This is a genomic window from Pauljensenia sp. UMB9872, from assembly GCF_030212665.1.
Classification (GTDB): domain Bacteria; phylum Actinomycetota; class Actinomycetes; order Actinomycetales; family Actinomycetaceae; genus Pauljensenia; species Pauljensenia turicensis_B.
Window position 1 is genome coordinate 19,089 of the sequence record NZ_JASOER010000012.1, and the last position, 19,393, is coordinate 38,481.

The window sequence follows — 19,393 nt, forward strand, 5'->3', positions numbered from 1 at the left end:
TCCCAACTTGTGCGTGTCGGATCTCTCCAGCGGGCACAAGATGAGTTATTTGGCTTTCCAGCGATCGGCCAGTTTCAGCTGTCCTACCGGCGGACCCCATTTAAGCCCTGGACTCTCCACGTCTAGTCCGATACAGGTAGCCACCCCCTGCCAAAGCAACTATCAACAGCGCCGCGTAACCCGCGACGTAGTTGAGGCTAAACACGCCCGTCTTGGGCAGTACAGCCTCGACAACATGAACCGTGATCGGCTTACGCACCCAGTTGACACCCTCAATGGGCGTGCCGTCGCCACTCACCGTGCCGTCGTCATTCAGTGTGAAGCCCTCGCCCACCGCGTAGACGTAACACTTGTACGTGCCAACCTGGGCGTCGTTTGCGTTGCCGTCAATCTTCGCGACAGTACGCGCCTTGTAGCCGTCCAGACCGATCTGGTCGGCGTTAGGCGTTTCGACGCCGAACTTGGTGTCGCTGATCCCCACCGAAGGCTGGCCGTTTTGATCGGAAGGTAGGCCGTCAACGGAGCCGTCAGAGGCCTGGGACGGGGCGCAAAGCGTCTGAACGTTGATCTTCGAGGGATTCCCGTGAGAGAAAGCCTCAACGTTCATCGGCCTGAACATCGGCGAACCCTTAACGATCGTCTCCTCGTCGGGCATAACGTTCAGCTCCAACGCCTGCTTGATGTTAAGCAGGAACATGCGCTCGCCAAGCCAGTTCTCGTCGACATGAGTGGTCTTGTTCAGCGACTTGTTCGGGCTGAACTGCGTGGTGTTGCGATCTGTGTTGCCGGTGGCGTCGGTGAAGTTCACGTGGCACATGTATGTCCCCGCCGACTTACCCTCCGTGCCGACAGTCAGTTGCCACGGGTCGTTAACCACGTCGGTTGCTGGCTCGAACACGCCGCTGTCGTTGAGCCTGCCCTGCTGGCCGGTCAAGGTCAGCGTCTGGCCACCAACGTCCTCAGTGTATTCGATGCCTTGGTGGAAAACCTTCCTGGGTTTATTGGCAGTTCCGCCGTCACCCACAACGGGCGCGCAGAATGTGGCGCTAGTCAGGTCAGTGTCCGTCGCGCTATGGCCAGTTATCGCAACCGGGTAGCTACCCTTGCCGTCGTTGTCTTTGACATAGACGTTGTTGATAACTGTGTCGGCAGCAACCTGGCCGTTCTCGCCAAGGTAAACCTCTTGATCGTTTATCCCGTCGATATTCGGAGGCGTGGCGTCCTCAACCGTCACCGTTATCGGTAGCTTGGCGACCTTCACCACGGTGCCGTCCTGGTAGGTCCAGCGAGCAACCATCTTGTATTCGCCGACGTTATTCAGCTGACCCTTGAACACGACATCGGTTAGGTTGCCGCGGGCGTCGCGCACTTCCTCTAGCGAGAGCACCGGATATTTATTCAGCTCGGCCGCATCAGCCGGTGGCGTCTCGTATTCCAGCGTGAACCCGCTACCCTTCTTCATGTTGGCCGTGACGCCATTCATGCCAAACAGGGAGTACGACTTGTGCCCGTCTTTCGAGTTGATCGGCTTGCCAACGTAGTTGGTCTCGGTCTCCAACAAGGTGCCTGCTTCACCGGTTATTGTCTGCGCGGTAAGAACGGTCTCGTTGTTGGCGACCGTCATGTTGTACCTGGCGGTGACAGTTGCGGTCTTGCCGTCATTGTTGCGGACGGTCAACTCGACGTCAACCCAGGTTTTTTGTTCTTTAGTCGGCGTGCCGATGAAGTAGTAGCCGTACTTCTTACACAGCTCGCCTTCGCCACCTGGGGTCACGCATCTCGTGCCGAAGCTGACGCCCTCGGGCAGCTGCGCAGGGTTCACCACTCTCATGGAGTCGATCTTCTGGTCGGTGCCATCGGAGTTCTTGCCCAGGGTGTATTCAAGCGGGCCCCACGTCACCGGGTTGTCTACCGTGCCGTAGAAATCGGCAGGGTTAAGCGTCGGCTTTGCGGCGGGCTCGGCCAGTACCTCAATGTTCATGATGAACGAGATCTCTTCGTGCTCGCCGTGGTCGGACGAGTTGGTGCTGGTCGCCGTCACCTTGTACTGGTAGACGCCCAGCGCGGCATCACCCGCGACCGTGCCGTCCAGCTTGATAATGCGCTTATTGCACGTCGCCGGATCGCCAGTGGCAAGCAAAGCATCGCCCTCATCGGTGAGACACTTGCCGTTGTTAGCTTCATCGAAGTTCACGCCATTAGGACGGTTGTCGCCCGTCGGCTCGAACTTCTTGATCTGGTATGCCGCCTCGCCAGCCTTAGGCCCAGCCAAGAACTTCAGGTCGAAGTTATCTCCGCGATGCACACGATAGGTGTCACCCTGCTTCCAGACGGTGGTGCCCGAAGCAGGCTGCTCCCCATCCATAGCCGGTGAGAAAGCGCCTTCGCCGGTCCAGGCGGTAATGACGGGGTCTTTCAGGTCGACGTTAGGAAGAACCTCGATGCGCCAAGGCTCGGGAAGCGTTATGCGGCTATTGGGAGTGCCACCGGCGAATTGTGGCTCGTCAATGACGTCGACCTGCAGGTCGTGGATGCCGAGCGGAGCGCCGTAGCGCAGGCGACCCGTGGGCTTATTAGCCGCGCTATGCGGCTTGAAGTTGGCGGGTTTGCCGTTCCATTCGGCAGGTAGCGATTCCTCAAGATTCTTGTCGTAATTCTGGACGGTGGAGCCTGCTCTATCAGGAGCGTTTCGGTACTTGTCCATGAAACTGCCCTCGGAATAGATCGGCACGTCGTCCTCGGCGTCTGTGGAGATCACACAGCCGACGCGTTCGCTGGGCAGGTTATTGTTATCGCCGTTGTACATAACCGTGACGATGTCGAGGCCAAGCTCACGCCAGAGCTTTTCCTGCTCGTATTTCGGAATGAACTTTAAATTCTGGTTGTTGTAGCCACCAGAAATGGTGCCAGCAGGGTTTGTTCCGTTGTGGTAACGGAATATGTACTTGCAGAAGCTGCCGTTTGCATCCCAGTCGTTAAGACTATTCGTCTTAAATACCTTATTTTGGGCGTCCCACGTCCAATCGGAGGTATCCCACTGCTTCGAGGCCCAGTCGCCGCCTTCGGTCTTGTCAGTGGATTTCGTGTTGAAGTCCTTGGTGTTGTACTGTCCGACAATCCAACGCCCGTCAAAGCCGACCGGCTCGCCCCAGTGGAACTGGTGCGGACGCGGGTTCGACCAGTTCTCGTTGTAGAACCTGCGGGCGTTGTAGGGAACCAACACAGCCTGTTTGGTCTGGGCCTTGGGTAAAGCACGCTCAGAGTTAACGCCCTTGTGGATCACCTCGTTGCCGTTTGAATCCAGCACGGGGTTGCCGTTCTTGTCCAGCACCTTCGCGCCGGACATCCACTCGCGACTGAGGTAGTCGCCGGTCTTCTGGGTCTGGTAATCGAAGGTGAGCACCTGAACACCGACGTTCAGCTCGGACCTGTTTGGAGGATTAACACAACCATCAGGTGTATTGAGTTTGCCGGCGATCTGGTCTACAGGAATACTGCCGTCATCATTCCTTTGCATCTTGGGGCTGCACAGGACGATGTCTTCGTTCGGCATCTTCTCGCCACCGGGACGAACCAGGAAGTAGCCGGGATCCTTGTTTGTACCGACTTCGGCTTCCCAACGTTTCTTATCACCTTGTGTGCCTCCCCAGATAGTCTTATTACTCCACCAGGTGCGGGAGTCGTCTGACCCGCCGCCTGGCTGGTTTCCCCAGACAAGTGTCGGCCAACGCTCGCGCGTGTCTCCGGAGACACCATCGTAGTATTTGCCGTTGCCTCTCACGCGCCAAACTGTGTCATTAAAACCATCGACTGGCTTGCCGGTGGCTTTGTTGTAGAACTGCCATGCACCGTAGTCGATGTTCGAGCTACCACCTGCGGCCGATGGAAAGTCTCCCTTGGTTTGGACGCTGTTCTTCAACTTGCCGTCGCTGTTCCACACGATCAACTGGCCGGAACTCTGGCTACCGCCCTTAGCAGGATCACTTAATACGCTGCCGGGCTGGTAGTCTTTGCCGTCGCGCACCTCCACGCGGATCGGGCCGTTACGGTAAACCTCTTTAGTGCCCGCAATAGTATTTTCCGAAGCAAGGGAACCACTGTTAAGGCTGCGGCGATACGGGGTCAGATAGACCGGTGTACCGTACGGGGCGCCGTAGAGCTGCTGGCAAGACCCCTCGCCGGTGCCCTCCAAGCAGGGAATGTGGCAAAACGAGCTGTTATTCTTGTCTTGAGCTCGATTCGCTACACCAGAACCGCCCAGTTCGCCGACGGTCGGGTTCTCCACGCAGTTTGTTGCGAAGTCGGCTTCGGTAAGCAGTTTTCCGGCATCTGCCGATTCAGCATCGGTGCCTTCTTTGTTGTATCCATGCTTATAGAAACCACCGTATTTAATGCGATTGAACTGAGTGTAGGTGTTGGGATCCTCTATTATCTCCGTCGCGTAATCGGCATTTTGCTTCGGCGTGTAGCCCAAGTGAATCTCGGTATAGGGCAGGACGATCTCCGGCTGATCCCACTCCCAGCCGTCGCCCAGCGCCGACCCGCCGGTAGTTTCACACTGTTTCTGGGAAAGCACCCTCATCGAGCCGGTGTCTAGCTTCGTGTCCCCCCGCGCCAGCGTCAGCACGCCGCGCCCGGTGTTCGCCTCGTTAGCGCGGATAGCGTCCAGCTCTGCCTCAGTGAATGTCACCTGCTGTGAGCAAATGCCGTCACCATCGCAAGACGCCGTGATCTGCTTAGAGATCTCGGTGCCGTCGCCGTTGGGCTTAAACGTGAGCGTGTAACTGGTGCCCTTGTGCAGGCCCTTTAGCGTCACGGAAACATCGCCGGCGGTCTTGCCGTCTTCGCCACACGGCTTGCTGACCGCATCGATGAACGGCTCGAGAACCGTGAACGGACGCTGATCGACGACCTCATCGCGCGGGATGGTCATGCCCTTGAGCGGGTAGTTAGTGCCTACGTCTATCCGCTTAGTAACATCAAAATTCTGCTTAGCTTTAGTGTGCACCAACCGCATCAGATAATTGCCCGCAGCAAGGTCGACCGGCACATTCCACTCGCCCATTGACTTGTGGGCGAACTGGTCTTCAATGACTTCGACTCCGCCGCTGGCATTCTTCTTGGTGTCGGGGCGAATCTGCGAATCGACCTCGCGGCAGGTTGGCTTGCCTTCAGTCAGCTTCAGTTTGCCGTCGGCATCCGCATCGCACAGCTCGACGCGGTGCGTGCCCTCATCGGCGTCACGCGACTCGCCCAAATCGAGATAGGTGGCGTACACCTTCTGGCCAGGCAGCGCGGTGTAGCTGGCTTCGCCTTCCTGAGACTTGCCGTAAGCGTCGTCGCGGGCCTGCCGCGCTTTATCGTTCTCGGCGGCCTCGTCAGAACCCTTAGTTATATTGCCCGTGTAGGTGAAAACCTTGGAATCGGTGACCCGCAGCGGCGTGATATTGATGACGTCGTACTCAGTCTGGCCCTTTGAATTGCCCAAAGCATCCTTCTGCGGCTCGCGCTTGGAGACCAGCGCCATCTGGTAATCGCCGGCCGGGAATCCCTCAGGCACCTGCATCTTCATCAGGCCATTATTTTCGGTAGCCACTTCCTCGGATGGGACCCAACCCTCTGCGTTGGCGAAATACCAAGACCCTCGCTCTGAAGCAATGGAATCCCAGGAGGAGCCACGCGGCACGGCGACCAAACGGTAGCTGAAACCAGGCAGCGTCACCCTGATATTCGCCCAGATAGTCTTAGCGTCTTTGCTCTCCTGCTCATCAATGCTGCTCTCGTTTGCCAGCACCGACTCGGTGGAGTACCGCGAATAATCCACCTCGGGCAGGGTTGGGATCAGACCCAGATCGAGACCAGTTCCAGCCAACTGGTAGTTATTCTGACCCACAGCCTGCGCAACCTCCCAAACCAGGAGGTCGGGCAGACAGTAGCCCGTGCGGAACTCACAGGCGCCATCGACTGAAGAAACACCAGTGCCAAACGGGGCACCTGCGTTACCGTAAGCTGGGCGGATCGTGCCATACCAGCCATTGGCGCCAACCGCGGCGAAACCTTCGGGCAAACCACTGCCCGAAGAACTTGCCTTCAGGATGCGGCTCTTATTTTCAGGCTTCAGCAGCTCGTTATAAAGCCCTTCCGACTTGGCTTTTTCGGTGCCAGCATCCTCAGCCTGCGGGCGACGATCCTTGTTAATCAATGCCTTGATATCGGCCTCTGCCTCTTGATAGTTCGCTGGCGGCTCGATGGTCACCATGAACTTGGCAGGCGAAGCACCCGCCACAATCGGGCGGTTATGCACTTCGGACACATCGTCCCAGCCGATGCAGAACGCGCCGTCCATATCGGTGTAGTCGTAGCGGGTCTGCAAAATGTCCGTCGGCTTGCCGAGGCCGTCCTGGGCATAAGAAGAAATCACAACTCGCACGCCAGGCACAGCCGGGTCTTTAGCTGCAGTTCGGTCTCTCTTGCCCGGCGCGCTATCCCAGCGGTCAAATCTGAACGTGCGGTCGGCATAAACGTGGCCGCACAGGAAAAGGTTAGTGTTAACGTTTCTGGTATCTGGCGCAATGTGACGCGACGAAGGCACCCACTGGTTCTTCGGCAGGTGTTTGCCCTTCTTGTCGTACTCGTCACCCAGCGGGTCGGCGGGAGACTGACGGCTGGCAGGGTGGCCGTTCACATCATCCTTGTTCCAAGCGTCGTTCGCGGCTGCAGCGGTCACCGTTTTGGGACGGAAAGCCATGTTGAAGTTCGAGATCGAACCATGAATGTAGTTTGTGGTTCCCAACCATGACAAGGTTAGCGTGTCAACGACGTTGAAGCGGCCGCCGCCGTTGAGGCGCTTGGGGGTGAAATCTACAAGCGGGCCACCAGGGTTGTAGTTGGACTCATCAACCCAGACCCGAACCCGGTCGAAGCGCTCGATACGTACGCGCGGGTTCTCTGCATCGGCAGGCAAGTTATACGCTTCGCGCAGCGCTGGACGGAAGTTGAAAGTGTAGTCACCATCCGCGTTGGTGGTGGCCTCGAACGGCACCGGGTTGTTGAACTCGTCGCGACTCATAATCACCGTGCCGTCAGACTTAATCAGCATGGCCTTCATCTTGACGCCTGCGATCGGCCAGTCCTGCGGGTCGAGACGCGTGGAAGCGTTGTAGATCTCGGGGTTGTGGCGGTGGTCGTCGTAAACCTTGCCTCTAATCGTGCCGGGTCGCCCGCCCTCTAAGCCATCGTTGCCCAGGGATCGCGGTGCCGTGAATGCACCAGCAGGTGTAAGTGTTATCAGCAGCAGGCAGCAAAGAAGGGTCGCTAAAAACCCGCTCCCCCCCCCCCTTAGGTCGAGCTGCCCTCAAACGCATTCCAAACGCCCTTTCTTTGTTGCTTAGAACGGCTCCATAGTAAAGATAGTCTTCCAAAGAGAAGTTCGCAAACCCCATTTGCGACACCGATAGCTCTATTGAACCGGTGAAAAAATCAAATTTTCACAGAGGCTCTTCCCCAAAAACCGGGGTTAATACCCGAAACTTCAAATTCAGTGAAAGATGTTTCACTTCCCTAGCGATGGTCGCTAGTGCCTGCAAAGCTATTGAAGGATTATTAGCAATTCACGAATTCACGGTAACTCGAGATGCTGAGAGCACACAGCGACAATCGCCTTCAACGCCAGCTTGGGAACAGCGTAAGTTCTCTGATTTGTACGTGGCCAACAACGAGCGGAATGCCAATTGTGAGTATGGATACGATAGGACGCTTTCCATTGCGACGATGACTTTCAATGGCGGAAACGGTGCGTCCGACGGTTCGTTAGGCAACTACAAAGTCATTCGAGTTGGGGATATCGCCTTCGAGGGCCATGCTAATAAAGTGCACGCCTATGGGCGCTTTGTCCTTAACGACGCAGGTGACGGGCTTATGTCACCGCGATTTTCGTGTCTGAGGCCCATCGTCAAGCAGTGTTATAGCTTCTGGAAATACTATATTCCGCGCGAAGAGACGATGAGACCCATCCTCGTTAAGGTTACAAAGAGTGGAACCATGATGAACGAATTGGTTCCTGATGATCTCATGCGCGAATCTATTTCGGTTCCGTGTCTAGCCGAGCAAGAGGTTATCGGGGGCACTCTCACGCAGTTAGACCGTCTCATCACCCTTCATCAGCGTGAGCCACGATTTGCTGATACAGGTTAAATAAGAGTCGAAAGAGCCCTCATGACGATGTCAATGTCCTTGTTCTCGAGCTCTTGGATGACGTGCAGATAGGTTTCCTGAGTGGTGGTCATGCTTGCATGCCCGAGCCTTCGGGATACGCTGGCGATGGATACGCCAGCGAACAGCAAAAGTGATGCATGCGTATGCCGCAGCCCGTGGACGGATATGGCAGGCACGCCAACATTTTTGCAGTGGCGCGCTAAAACGCTGTTAGCCGTCGAGTTATAGACCTTTCCCTTCGCAAATATGGGCTCAGTCGGCGGAAGATCTTTGAGCAACCCAGAAAGTTGCATGATGAGTTGCCAGTCGAGTTGAACCTTCCGCACCGAGGAGGCGTTTTTCGTGGGGACGAATCCACCGCCGTTCTTGTAATCCCAGGTCTTGTTCACCGAAAGCGTTTGATGAGCGAAGTCAAAGTCTTCGGGGGTAAGCCCAAGGGCTTCGGAGAAGCGAAGGCCCGTTTTAGCGACTACGAGAATAAGCCAATCCCAACTCGGCCCGCCTGATAAATCAAGGTCGCCGAGCATGGCATGAAGCTCAAACTGATTGAGATACTTGATCTTTTTCGCACGCGGCTGTTTTCCTTTAATAATAGCCTTGCGCGTAGGGTCGCGGGGAATGAATCCTTCGTCAACTGCGTCAAGGATCGCCCCCTTAAGCTGATGGTGGAAGTCCATGGTTGTCTGGCGTTCGTGGTGCTCTGCGTAACCATTGATGAGCTGCTGGTACGAGGTCCGGTCCAGATCTTTTATCTTCAGGTCTGGAATCAGTTTGGCTAGCCAAGACTGCGTGAGACGGTACTTTCCCATGGTGACCTCACGGATGGCCCCTTCTTTGTAGACGCTAATCCATTGCGAGTAGTAATCGCAGAAAAGCGACTCTTCATTGATACTGATTGGCATTTTTACCCTCTTTCATCATGCGAGGTGGCTCACGCTGATGAAGGGTGATGAGGGCGTCGAGACGTGTCATGAATGCCGAAATGCAGCACTGCTCTTGTTTTGCTGGCAGCCAGATTGGTGTCTTCTTTCCCGTCTCGATAGTGTAAGTGCCAACGGTTCCGATGCCAGCCGCCTCATTGATGAAGCTTTGGATGGTGCCAGCAATGAAGCTGTGGTAGAAGAATTCGCCATCTATCTCGCCTGCATTCTTAAACCAGATGATGTTCCCATCTTTGAAGTAGGTTGGGTTTTCGCTGGTCACAAGCCATGGAACCCCTATTGTTCCGACTCCCGTAACCAAGAGATCTCCCACGGAAACCTTGCCTGACTGGGCGGAGTATTCCTGATACATCTCTTTCGAGATGAAAAGAGGATCATCGATAGGCTCATTCTTCGCGAAAGCAACAAGATCGCGCGCCCGCAAGAAGCGAACGCCCTCATCTGTCCAGTCCTCTTGATGAACCCGACGAACTGAGGCTACGTCCATCAGCTCACCCAACTTACGCTGTTCCCAAGCTGGCATGAAAAGGCCGGGAGCGTATCCCGGCCTCAGGCGATTACCTGACGTGTCATGCGATGTCGAAGCCACCGGACTCGAGGAAGCTCCTCAGCAGCTTGTCGACCCTGGCATTAACCTTGAAGGGAGGGATCTTTGTTCCCTCGACGCTCTCGAAGTATGTCCGAGCCTTAGCCTTGTCAACGGTGTCCACAAGCGCCTTGAATCTTCCGAAGTCGTTAATATTGGCTTCGTTGATGTTAAGCCTCATCATGGCCTCAAGCTGCTCCTCGTCAACGCCGATGGCTTCGACGAGCTTGGCGACCTGCTTCTTCCGGGCGCGCTGGGCGTAGCGGGTGATGTAGTCCCTGAGCGTCATTCCCGGCTCGACCGAGACCTCTCCGGACTGGATGTCGTGGATGAAGAGTTCCGCAAACCCCTGGTCCTCCTGGGACAACGTAGCGAAGGTACGATGGAGGTTCGCGTAGAGAGCATCGAGCTCCTCGGGCGAGACATCTCCCTGCTCGAGAGCCTTGAGCCACTTGGTGAAGTTCTCGTTCATGTACTGGGTGTCGATAAGCCCGGTGTCGATCTCGGTGAGATAGCCCTTGATGTCGAACGGGGCAACAGGCGCTGTTCCGTCCTCGGAAGGATCGATTCTCGTGCTCAGTTCCTTGTACCTTTGGACCAATGCGTTGAAGCGACTCTCGTCGAACACGACTTCGACCGTCTGGATTGTTCCGGTATCGGGGTCCTGATCTCCGAAAACCTCAGCATCGCCCCAGGAGAAGCCCTGCACCTTGGCAGCCTCAAGATGCTCGTGGAACTCGTTGAACAGCTCGGCGAACTTCGCCTTGGCCGCGTCACTCTCGGGCAGAGTACTGAAGTCCTCGCTCCCGCTTTCCTTGAAGACGGCTTCCATCTGGGCGAACAGCTCGTTGCACTTGGCCATGTTCTCGGGTAGCTTGCTGGCGAACAGGCCGAATGGCTTGTCCCCGGAATAGAGCTTCACCGCCTCCTCGATGTTGCGACGCATAGTGTGGGGCTTGCGGTAATAACGGATGATACCGAAGGGCTTCTCGTCGCCCGCGAACAGGCGGTTGGTACGGCTGAACGCCTGGATGAGCAGGGCGTAGTCGATGAGCTTGTCCAGATAGAGGATGTTTATCCACTTGGAGTCGAATCCGGTGAGCATCTGGTCCACCACAATGAGGACGTCGATCCTCTCTTCGGGATGGTTTTCAACGTTGAGATGCGGTTTCTTGTGGGCCAGGCGCGCGGCCATGTCCTTCTTCATGGCCGCGTGGGTCGGTATCGTGTACTCCTTGCCGTATGTGGCGTTGTAATGCTCAATAATCTCCTTGAGGCCCTCCTCCTTGTTTATCGCCTTGTCGCCCGAATTGTCGATGTTCGGGTCGAAGAGCGCCGTGACCTTGAGCTGCGGGACCTCGTCCCTGAACATCCTGAAGTACTCGATAGCCTCGGCGATGGAGCTGGTGGCCAGGATCCCATGGAACTTGCCGCCATGGGAGATGCGCTCCCAGCCGGACAGGATGTCCTCCACCACCTTCCTGCGGTGCTCGTCGTCCTGGTACTGAACAGATGGCACGAAGTGCTCGATGCCGTGCTTCTCGGAACCGGGCTTGTCGTTGACGTCGCCCATGCCAACCTTGGACGTATCCATCCAGTAGTAGTAAACCTTGCTCTTGCGGTCGTCCAAGAGAACGTCGCCAACGCTGTCCGCCTTGGCTTTATTCAGCGCCACCGCCTCGCGCACGGAGGCGTCCTTGAAGGTGCACACCATGTAGGGGTCGAATCCCAGCACGTTGCCGTCGCGAATGCCGTCAGCGATGCTGTAGCGGTGTAGCTCATCGCCGAAGACATCCGTGGTGGTGGACATCTTCTTTGCGTTCTCCTCGTGGATGGGAGTGCCCGTGAACCCGAAGAACAGGGCGTCGGGGAAAGTGTTCTTGATCGTGCGTAGCATGTCGCCGAAGGTCGAGCGATGGCATTCGTCGATGATGAACACGATGCGCTTGCCCCTCATCTGCTCCAGGTCGGAATCGGTGATACCGCCCTCCTCGGAGCGGATAAGGCTCATCTTCTGGATGGAGGTGACAATCAGCATGTCGTTGACGGAGCTACTCTTGAGCCGGCTGCGTAGCTCCGCGGTGTTCTCCGTGCCCTGCACAGCATCGTCGGCTGCTGCGAACGCACGGTACTCGGCGAGGCTCTGGGTTCCCAGCTCGATGCGGTCCATGAGGAAGACCACCTTGTCAGCCTTTCTAGAATTGGCGATGAGCTGCGCACTCTTGAAGCTTGTCATGGTCTTTCCAGAGCCCGTGGTGTGCCAGATGTACCCGCCGCGAATGCCCGGCATGCCCCATTGCTTGCGAGCGTTCACCTTGGCAACGCGGTCGGAAATCGCACGCGCCGCGTAAAGCTGGTAGCTGCGCATGACCTTGAGCGCGCCGTCGGACTCGTCGGCGACAGTGTAGGAGCCGATGAGCTGGTGCGCTTCGGGAATCGAGAGGAATTTAGAGGCGATGGTCTTCCAATCGTTGACGGGTTCGTTGTTGAAGTCCGCCCAATGGAAACAGAAACGCTCATTGACCTTCCCTCCGGTGCCGGGGGAGGCGAAATAGAGCATCTCTTCAGGGTTCATGGCGACGAACACCTGGACCAAGGAGAAAATGCCGGTGAAGACTCCCTCGTGCAGGTACTTGCCGATCTGATTGACGGCCTGGCTCGCAGGGACGCCCGTGCGCTTGAGCTCGATGTGGATCACCGGCATGCCGTTAATGAGCAGCATCACGTCGCCACGGCGGACACCTGTCAGTTTGCTCGACGTGGTGAACTGGGGCTGCTGTGCAATCTGGTACCGCGTCTGGCCACTGGCAATCTCCTGCGCATGGAAGATCTTGAGGGAGACCTCCTTGCCACAGTGGAGCTTATCGTCTGCATTGTCTCGCGTAATGGCCACGGTCTTGCCGTTGATGAAAGCGTTGAGTTTCAGCGGGGTTCGCAGGGATGCCACCTGCTCCAGGATTTGCGCCATCTCAGAGTCAGTAAGGGGACAGCCGTTCAGACGATCGATGTTGTTGTTGTTCTCGAAGATAATGGAGGCCCAGTTGTCTACGAGCTGCTTCTCGGTGGGGTTCCAGAGAACTCCGTCCTTGTCATCCCAGCCGTTGTTCTTGAGATTGGCGATGAGCGCCTCTTCGAACTGGGCTTCGTTCTCGAAAATCATGCTGCCTCCTTTTCTGGTGATAGAGCGTGGGGGTGCGTCGTATTTCGCGCACGCTGATGAAGGGTGATGAGGCGGTCGAGGCGGGAGAAGAAGGTGCCGATGGCGGCCTGCTCGGGAAGCGAGGGAGCCAACAAAGGCATCTCCTTCATCTTCGAGAAGTCAACGCTTTCTACGGTCGTCCCCGTCTTCCCGTAGTCTCGCAGCAGGCTTTCGTTGTGGACTATGAAGTGCTGCAGAAGCCATGGCCCAATGCACTTTGAATTCGGTTGAATGACACGAATATCCTGATTGACCGTAGAAGGTTTGCGCAGCTCAGCAATGGGAAGGGTGTGCCGGAGTATGCCGCTTCGCGTGACCATAACAAGCGAGCCCTCAGGGTATAGCTTGAGCTCCGATGCGCCCGCTTCGGTGATCTTCGTTGTCGTATCGTCAAGGTAATGCTGCTTCACATCCTGCGATGTAACCCAAAGAATCGAGCCGCCGTTATAGTTCGCAGGGTTAGCCATCGAGGGCGTATGTCCACCTCCAAATGATCCAAAATCCCCCAACTTACGCTGTTCCCAAGCTGAATGTTTAACTCGGGTCTTATTCATTCGAAAGGCCCAAGTCTTCAGTTTTATAAACGTAATATCCCTCGTAGTGGTAGCTCGCGTCGATGCCCTTCATGAACACTTCTCGGTCGTCAATCGCCGTCGTGAGCGCGGATTTCAGGACATGCTTGATCTCAATGGCGCGAACAGGGCTTCTCTCCATGGCAAGTAGGTAGTCTTCCTTGTCTACCTTGCTCCAGTCGACAACCTCTCCCAGTTCCGTTTTGAGAATGAGGTCGAGCCAGATTCGCGCGCTCCTGCCGTTTCCTTCCCTAAAGGGATGAGCGATGTTCATCTCGACGTATTTGTCCACGATCTCATCGAAGGTAGACTGGGGCATCTTTTCGATCGAATCCAAGCTTGACTTAAGATACATAAGGGGAGCGAATCGAAAACCGCCCTTAGCAATGTTCACCGTGCGAATCTTGCCGGCAAATGGATAAACATCCTGAAAAAGGTACCCATGTATCTTGAACAAGCTCTCCACTGAGCCCGCAGTGAGCTTGTCGAGCAGGCCTTTTTCGAAAAGCTCAAGCGCACGTATCTTGCTGAGACGTTCTTCCTTGCGAGCAAGCTCTGCCTGATCCGTGAGGCCCAATATATTCTCTAGTGCCATACGTATCTCCTAAACAAACATCTTCTCAAGGAGAGATTTCTTCACATTTTTCAGTGCGTTCAACTTACGCTGATGAAGGGTGATGAGGTGGTCGAGTTGTGAGAAGAAAGAGCCGATGGCTTCCTGCTCGTTCGAACTAGCCGGTATAGAAAACTCAGTTTCCGAGACCAAGCTCCAGTCCGCGCGAGGCATCTTTGATCCAGCCGAGACATTTGCAACAGCAGAAAACGCCTCGCTTTTTACCATCGTATAAAGATAATTAGATGTAACCTCATCGGGTTTCAAAACCCACCAGTCACCAACTGCTATACCCGTAAATGCAGGTAGAAGCCAATTTTGAAGATATGGACGTAACTTGCCGTAAAGAACATCACCTGGCTCAAACAATAGCCCGGACTTCCTCCCAGCTTTATCGTTCAAATCTTTGTTCAAGATGCCTTGGCTCGATACGATGTCGTCATATTCGACATTCAAAAGAGTCGGATCACTTGATGCATTAGACGAGCGGTGAGCGATTTCTGAGAACTTACGCTGTTCCCAAGGGTCAGTGAAACCCTCGAAGCGTATTTCTGGCACAAACTCGCCGGGTTTCGGAAACATCTTCTCAAGGAGAGATTTCTTCACATTTTTCAGTGCGTTCAACTTACGCTGATGAAGGGTGATGAGGTGGTCGAGTTGTGAGAAGAAAGAGCCGATGGCTTCCTGCTCGTTCGAACTAGCCGGTATAGAAAACTCAGTTTCCGAGACCAAGCTCCAGTCCGCGCGAGGCATCTTTGATCCAGCCGAGACATTTGCAACAGCAGAAAACGCCTCGCTTTTTACCATCGTATAAAGATAATTAGATGTAACCTCATCGGGTTTCAAAACCCACCAGTCACCAACTGCTATACCCGTAAATGCAGGTAGAAGCCAATTTTGAAGATATGGACGTAACTTGCCGTAAAGAACATCACCTGGCTCAAACAATAGCCCGGACTTCCTCCCAGCTTTATCGTTCAAATCTTTGTTCAAGATGCCTTGGCTCGATACGATGTCGTCATATTCGACATTCAAAAGAGTCGGATCACTTGATGCATTAGACGAGCGGTGAGCGATTTCTGAGAACTTACGCTGTTCCCAAGGGTCAGTGAAACCCTTGAACCTGATCTTTGGTTTTCTACTCTCCACGCTACTCACCACCAAGGAGCTTCTGAAGCTCAGCCAATCCGGCCATGTCGAACTCGTCTCCCACCAGGTTGTCGATCATGGTGGAAAGCTCCCTCTCGCTCGCCTCGATCTGCTCGCTGAGGTCTTTCAGCGTCGTTTCGTATTTGGAGCTGAGGGCGTCTACCTTCGAGGCCAGGTCATCAACGAGGACGCTTGGCATTCCGTACACGGCGTTTGCGAACGGCGCAATCCATTTCTTGGAGAGAAGCTCTCGGACTTGCTCGTCAGTCAACGCTTCAATGGTCTCCTTGCATGATGCGTGAAGCTCGGCCCCGGCAGTCTTGATCTGACCCTTGAGCTTCTTCTGTTCATCGATGAGATCTTGGACGCGTTTCAGCGTTGCGGCATAGCCCCTGAGCTCGGGATCTGTTTTGGCCTCCGCGGCAAGAGCCTTCGCGAGTTTCTTGACCTCGGTGGCCTTCCATGCCGCGTTGTCGTCGTCGAGCGCCTCCGAGAGGGCCTCGCGCTCCTCTTCGGAGAGCTCCTCGGCGCTTTGGTCGATGTCGGACGTGCATGCGCTCAGCTGTTCTTCTAGTGCCTTGATCGCATCGGATTGATCCTTGAGCAGCGTCGCCTCGATCAGATAGAACGGGATAACGCGCCCCTCCCAGCCGTCTTGAACCTCGACTTCCTTGTTGTTCTTCTTCTTGATCGCCATGCGCGGGTCGACCTTGGTGGCGGCGGACATGCCTTCGGTTTGGAGCACCTCCAGGTCGAGAGATACATTCGCTGTCCATGTGTCGTCAAGCGCCTGGTACGCAGCATACGGATCGGCAAGCTCGATGCCTTCGAGAGCCTCGAACAGCTTGGAGGCGATCGACTGCTCCATCCTTGCGGCATCTACCGCGCACGGGTCGGAGATAAGCGCATCGTGAACCCAGTCGATGACGGGGGCCACGCATGCGTTGAACGACTCGCGGTACGCCGCCACATCGGGATTTGCCTCAATCGCCGCACGGACGTCCTCCACAGTAGGCATCACGTACGCGCCGTCGCCCGCGAAGAGCTGGTCGCGCAGACTCGGCCAAGCGTTCCAATACCGCTCAAGCTCATCGACTTCACTAGCGGGAATCCCGCCAAACATGCTCGCGTAGATGTCCCAGCTCTCGGGTCTATCCGACGAGTCCACATAGCGCGGGATATTCAGGTTGTAGTCGTTGGAGCGGATCTCATCAAGAGAGACGAGACGGCTGAAGCCTTCGACGCTCTTACGCTCACACACGACGTCAGAGATTCGCTTGATGTCACACGCGCGCAGTTTGTTGTTCTTGCCGACCTTCTCAAAGCCCTTGGAGGCGTCCACGATCAGCACATCGGACTCGTCGCGCTTCTGGCGCAACACCATGATGATTGTGGGGATACCGGTTCCGAAGAAGATATTGGCCGGCAGACCGATGATGGCTTGGATATGGCGGTTCTCCAACAGGTTGCGCCTGATCTGGCCCTCCTCGCCACCGCGGAATAACACGCCATGGGGCAGAACGATGCACATGATGCCCTCGGGGCGCAGGTGGTAGAGGTCATGCAGGAGGAATGCATAATCTGCTTTGCTTTTGGGAGCTAAACCGTATGCATAGCGCGGATCAACGTCCTTGTCGGTAGGGTCCCAGCGCTGGGAATACGGCGGGTTAGAGACAACCGCGTCCACATAGAGCGGGGTGTAAGTACCCGCAGGGTCTGACTCGTCGAAGTAGGGCCAGTCATCTTCCAGGGTGTCGCCATTTCGCGCGGTGATGTTTGAGGGCAGGATGCCACGCATGATTAGGTTCATGCGCGTGAGGTTGTAGGTGTTCTCCTTGAGCTCCTGGGCGAAGTACTTGATGCCGTCCGAGCTGCCCACGCGCTTGGCGACGGCCTTACCGATGTTAATGAGCAAAGAGCCGGAGCCAGAGGTCGGGTCGTAGATAGAAATCTCGCTCTTCTCCCTACAGTGGTCAGCCACAATCTCGCTCATCAGCTGACTAACTTCGTGAGGCGTGTAGAACTCGCCGGCCTTCTTGCCGGCGTTCGCGGCGAAGTTGGAAATGAGATATTCGTAAATGAAGCCCAGGACGTCGTAGTCAGCACGGCCGTCCATGGGGATATCCTTGATAGTGTCCAGCAGGTCACGGATGGCCTTCGTTTGAGCGGCGGCGTTCTCGCCGAGCTTGGACAGGCCGGTCTCAAGAGTCTCGAAGATACCCTCGAACACTTTCTTGTGAGCCGGGTTAATGTTGCGATTGAAGGCCGAGATGGAGGTTCGCACGTCGTCGACGGAGAATTTACGACTTGTGTCTGCGAAGTCCTCGGACAGCCAGGTGGAGAAGAGGCTCTCGTGTCCGATGAAGTAGCCGATGTTCTCCCGAATGTACTCAACGGTCTCGCGGTCGTCCTCGGAAAGCGCTCGGATGTCCTCGTCCTCGAAGTCACGCGCTTTGCACCAGCGAATCTCTGTTTCTGACAGGAACTTATAGAAGATGAAGCCCAGGATGTAGTCCTTGTACTCGTTGGCCTCGATCTTGGAGCGCATCTTGTTGGCTGACTCCCAGATCTTCGATGCGAGCTGTTGCTTGTTCATTTACTCCATTTCTTTCCTGTAGACGACTCTAGTGTGTTGCCGTTGTTGTTTACCCCTTCTGTCCAGCCGTTTTGCCTTCCGCCCAACGCGAATACGGCAGTGGCACTGGGAGAATTGAATTCAAGATCGTCTTCGAGGGGCATGATTCCTCTTTGTCAGGGCTTGTCTGGGGGTGAGGAATGTTCGCGTTGTCCGTTTCGTATGAGCCGTGGGAAGTGATGGAAGAAATCGATGTTGCCTCAAGAGCGTCGAGAACACCTCTGTCGATGCTGGCCTCGTCGTCCAAGAATATGATGGCCCTGTTCCAGGATGATTTCCTTGCCTTGTGCGCGTCCAATCGGGTCACGCTTTGAGTTGTCTGGCCCGCGTAAACGCGGTTTAGGTTCCCGTGGCCTTCATCGAGAAGGTAGTAGATTCCTCGAGGCGGGATATCCGGCAATTGTTTGGTCTCTAGGAACTTATCCCTGGGGATAACGCTGGCCACCAGAGACCCACCCTCGACACGGCAGACGCGAATGCCGTCGGGATCGCCTCCGATGAGCTGTATTGTGCCGATTTCGAGGCTAATCATCGTGTCACCTCCTCAGCCCAATCAGCAAGTTGTGCGATAAGCCCGGCTCGGACCATCGCACTGAAGTTCGTCCCTTGGAGTGCAGCTGCGGCCTTTGCAGCATCACGTAGGTTCTCGGGAAGCCTGATGGTAATGGCAACCTGCTCGCCTTGTGCGAGGTATTGCTGTATTTCGGTAGGATCAGCGCCGTTCTTCACTAGCTCTATATAACTCATTGAATGCTCCCGAAACATTACTTTTGCAATACAAGATATTTTAACTCAAAACGAACACCGAACAACATCGTAAGCGCGAAATTCGGCGACGAGCGCTTTCCACGCCTTAGCGCGCCTTAGAGCGCGTTAGAAATTCGCGGCGCAATAACCCCCTCCTATCGCCCGCAAAACCAGCTTGCCCACTAGGGCACAATCACGCACCCTTAGTCACAAGGAGCGGCAGCCCCGCTCAAAGGAGGGCAAGCGATGGACTCACACGCAAACGAACATGGCTTCAGCCTCAACGTCCCAGTCAGACCAACTCCAACACCCGCAAAACCTCGCCAACACAACAAAAAGCCCCCACCAAACCAACAGGTTTGTCGTTTAAGCCTAAAATTGTATTCGGCTATTCGACGAAAGAAAGACCCCGGAACACTTGTTTCCGAGGTCTCTGCTTCACATTTATCCCCTGTTTCAGCAGGTGACTATCTCATATTCTGTCTTCAATTGAATATAACTGACTACCAGATATGACCCTGCTCAATAGGTGCGACAAGTGTTCGTCTACTCCCACTCAATCGTTGCATGGCACGTTTTGATGTAGTCAGCGGGGCGGGTGAGCTGGGATTCCCTCTACTCTACTATCGCGAAAACCGTGTAGTCACCCTGTAGTCAGCACTAACTACATGCGATGTAGTCACCTGGGGAGAGTATTTTCACCCGACCGAAGAGTGACACGTCTGACCTGCGGAAAC

The 19,393-nt window shown here is 55.5% G+C and carries 12 protein-coding genes; 2 read left to right on the forward strand and 10 right to left on the reverse strand.

The features are described from left to right. Positions 1-100: 100 nt before the first annotated feature. Positions 101-7,108, reverse strand: coding sequence for a hypothetical protein (locus tag QP109_RS05980; protein WP_285023968.1), 7,008 nt, complete (start codon positions 7,106-7,108; stop codon positions 101-103). A 596-nt stretch (positions 7,109-7,704) separates the two neighbouring features. Between QP109_RS05980 and QP109_RS05985 the strand changes: the two genes are divergently transcribed. After that, a complete protein-coding gene (locus QP109_RS05985) occupies positions 7,705-8,193 on the forward strand; it encodes a restriction endonuclease subunit S domain-containing protein (protein WP_285023969.1) in 489 nt (162 codons plus the stop codon). On the opposite strand, the gene QP109_RS05990 is transcribed toward QP109_RS05985, so the two are convergent. Genes QP109_RS05990 through QP109_RS09330 form a run of 8 tightly spaced genes read right to left on the reverse strand, consistent with a single transcriptional unit; the run spans position 8,190 to position 18,013 of the window. Next, positions 8,190-9,116: a site-specific integrase gene (locus QP109_RS05990; protein WP_006681516.1), complete on the reverse strand. Its 927-nt coding sequence runs from the start codon at positions 9,114-9,116 to the stop codon at positions 8,190-8,192. The two genes, QP109_RS05985 and QP109_RS05990, sit on opposite strands and share 4 nt — an antisense overlap. Beyond that, a complete protein-coding gene (locus QP109_RS05995; RefSeq protein ID WP_285023970.1) occupies positions 9,097-9,678 on the reverse strand; it encodes a restriction endonuclease subunit S in 582 nt (193 codons plus the stop codon). The genes QP109_RS05990 and QP109_RS05995 overlap by 20 nt, the downstream gene beginning before the upstream one ends. A 46-nt stretch (positions 9,679-9,724) precedes the next feature. Then, positions 9,725-12,901, reverse strand: coding sequence for a type I restriction endonuclease subunit R (locus tag QP109_RS06000; RefSeq protein WP_285023971.1), 3,177 nt, complete (start codon positions 12,899-12,901; stop codon positions 9,725-9,727). Next, positions 12,898-13,494: a restriction endonuclease subunit S gene (locus QP109_RS06005; protein ID WP_285023972.1), complete on the reverse strand. Its 597-nt coding sequence runs from the start codon at positions 13,492-13,494 to the stop codon at positions 12,898-12,900. The genes QP109_RS06000 and QP109_RS06005 overlap by 4 nt, the downstream gene beginning before the upstream one ends. Beyond that, positions 13,487-14,107: a protein adenylyltransferase Fic gene (gene fic, locus QP109_RS06010; protein ID WP_285023973.1), complete on the reverse strand. Its 621-nt coding sequence runs from the start codon at positions 14,105-14,107 to the stop codon at positions 13,487-13,489. Before fic ends, QP109_RS06005 begins: the two co-directional genes overlap by 8 nt. 9 nt (positions 14,108-14,116) lie before the next feature. After that, positions 14,117-15,274, reverse strand: a complete 1,158-nt coding sequence (locus tag QP109_RS06015; RefSeq protein ID WP_285023974.1) for a restriction endonuclease subunit S — start codon at positions 15,272-15,274, stop codon at positions 14,117-14,119. A 1-nt stretch (position 15,275) separates the two neighbouring features. Further along, positions 15,276-17,870 carry a type I restriction-modification system subunit M gene (locus tag QP109_RS06020; RefSeq protein ID WP_285023975.1) on the reverse strand — a complete coding sequence of 865 codons (2,595 nt, stop codon included), beginning with the start codon at positions 17,868-17,870 and terminating at the stop codon, positions 15,276-15,278. Continuing rightward, positions 17,867-18,013, reverse strand: a complete 147-nt coding sequence (locus QP109_RS09330; RefSeq protein ID WP_350224217.1) for a DUF4357 domain-containing protein — start codon at positions 18,011-18,013, stop codon at positions 17,867-17,869. Before QP109_RS09330 ends, QP109_RS06020 begins: the two co-directional genes overlap by 4 nt. A gap of 45 nt (positions 18,014-18,058) precedes the next feature. On the opposite strand from QP109_RS09330, the gene QP109_RS09335 reads away from it, so the two are divergent. Then, complete coding sequence (locus QP109_RS09335) at positions 18,059-18,223, forward strand: hypothetical protein (protein WP_350224216.1); 165 nt, start codon at positions 18,059-18,061, stop codon at positions 18,221-18,223. 214 nt (positions 18,224-18,437) lie between these two features. Here QP109_RS09335 and QP109_RS06030 read toward each other — a convergent pair whose 3' ends face one another. Continuing rightward, on the reverse strand, positions 18,438-18,656 hold the full coding sequence (locus tag QP109_RS06030) for a hypothetical protein (RefSeq protein ID WP_101627730.1): 219 nt from the start codon (positions 18,654-18,656) through the stop codon (positions 18,438-18,440). Between the last annotated feature and the right edge of the window lie 737 nt (positions 18,657-19,393).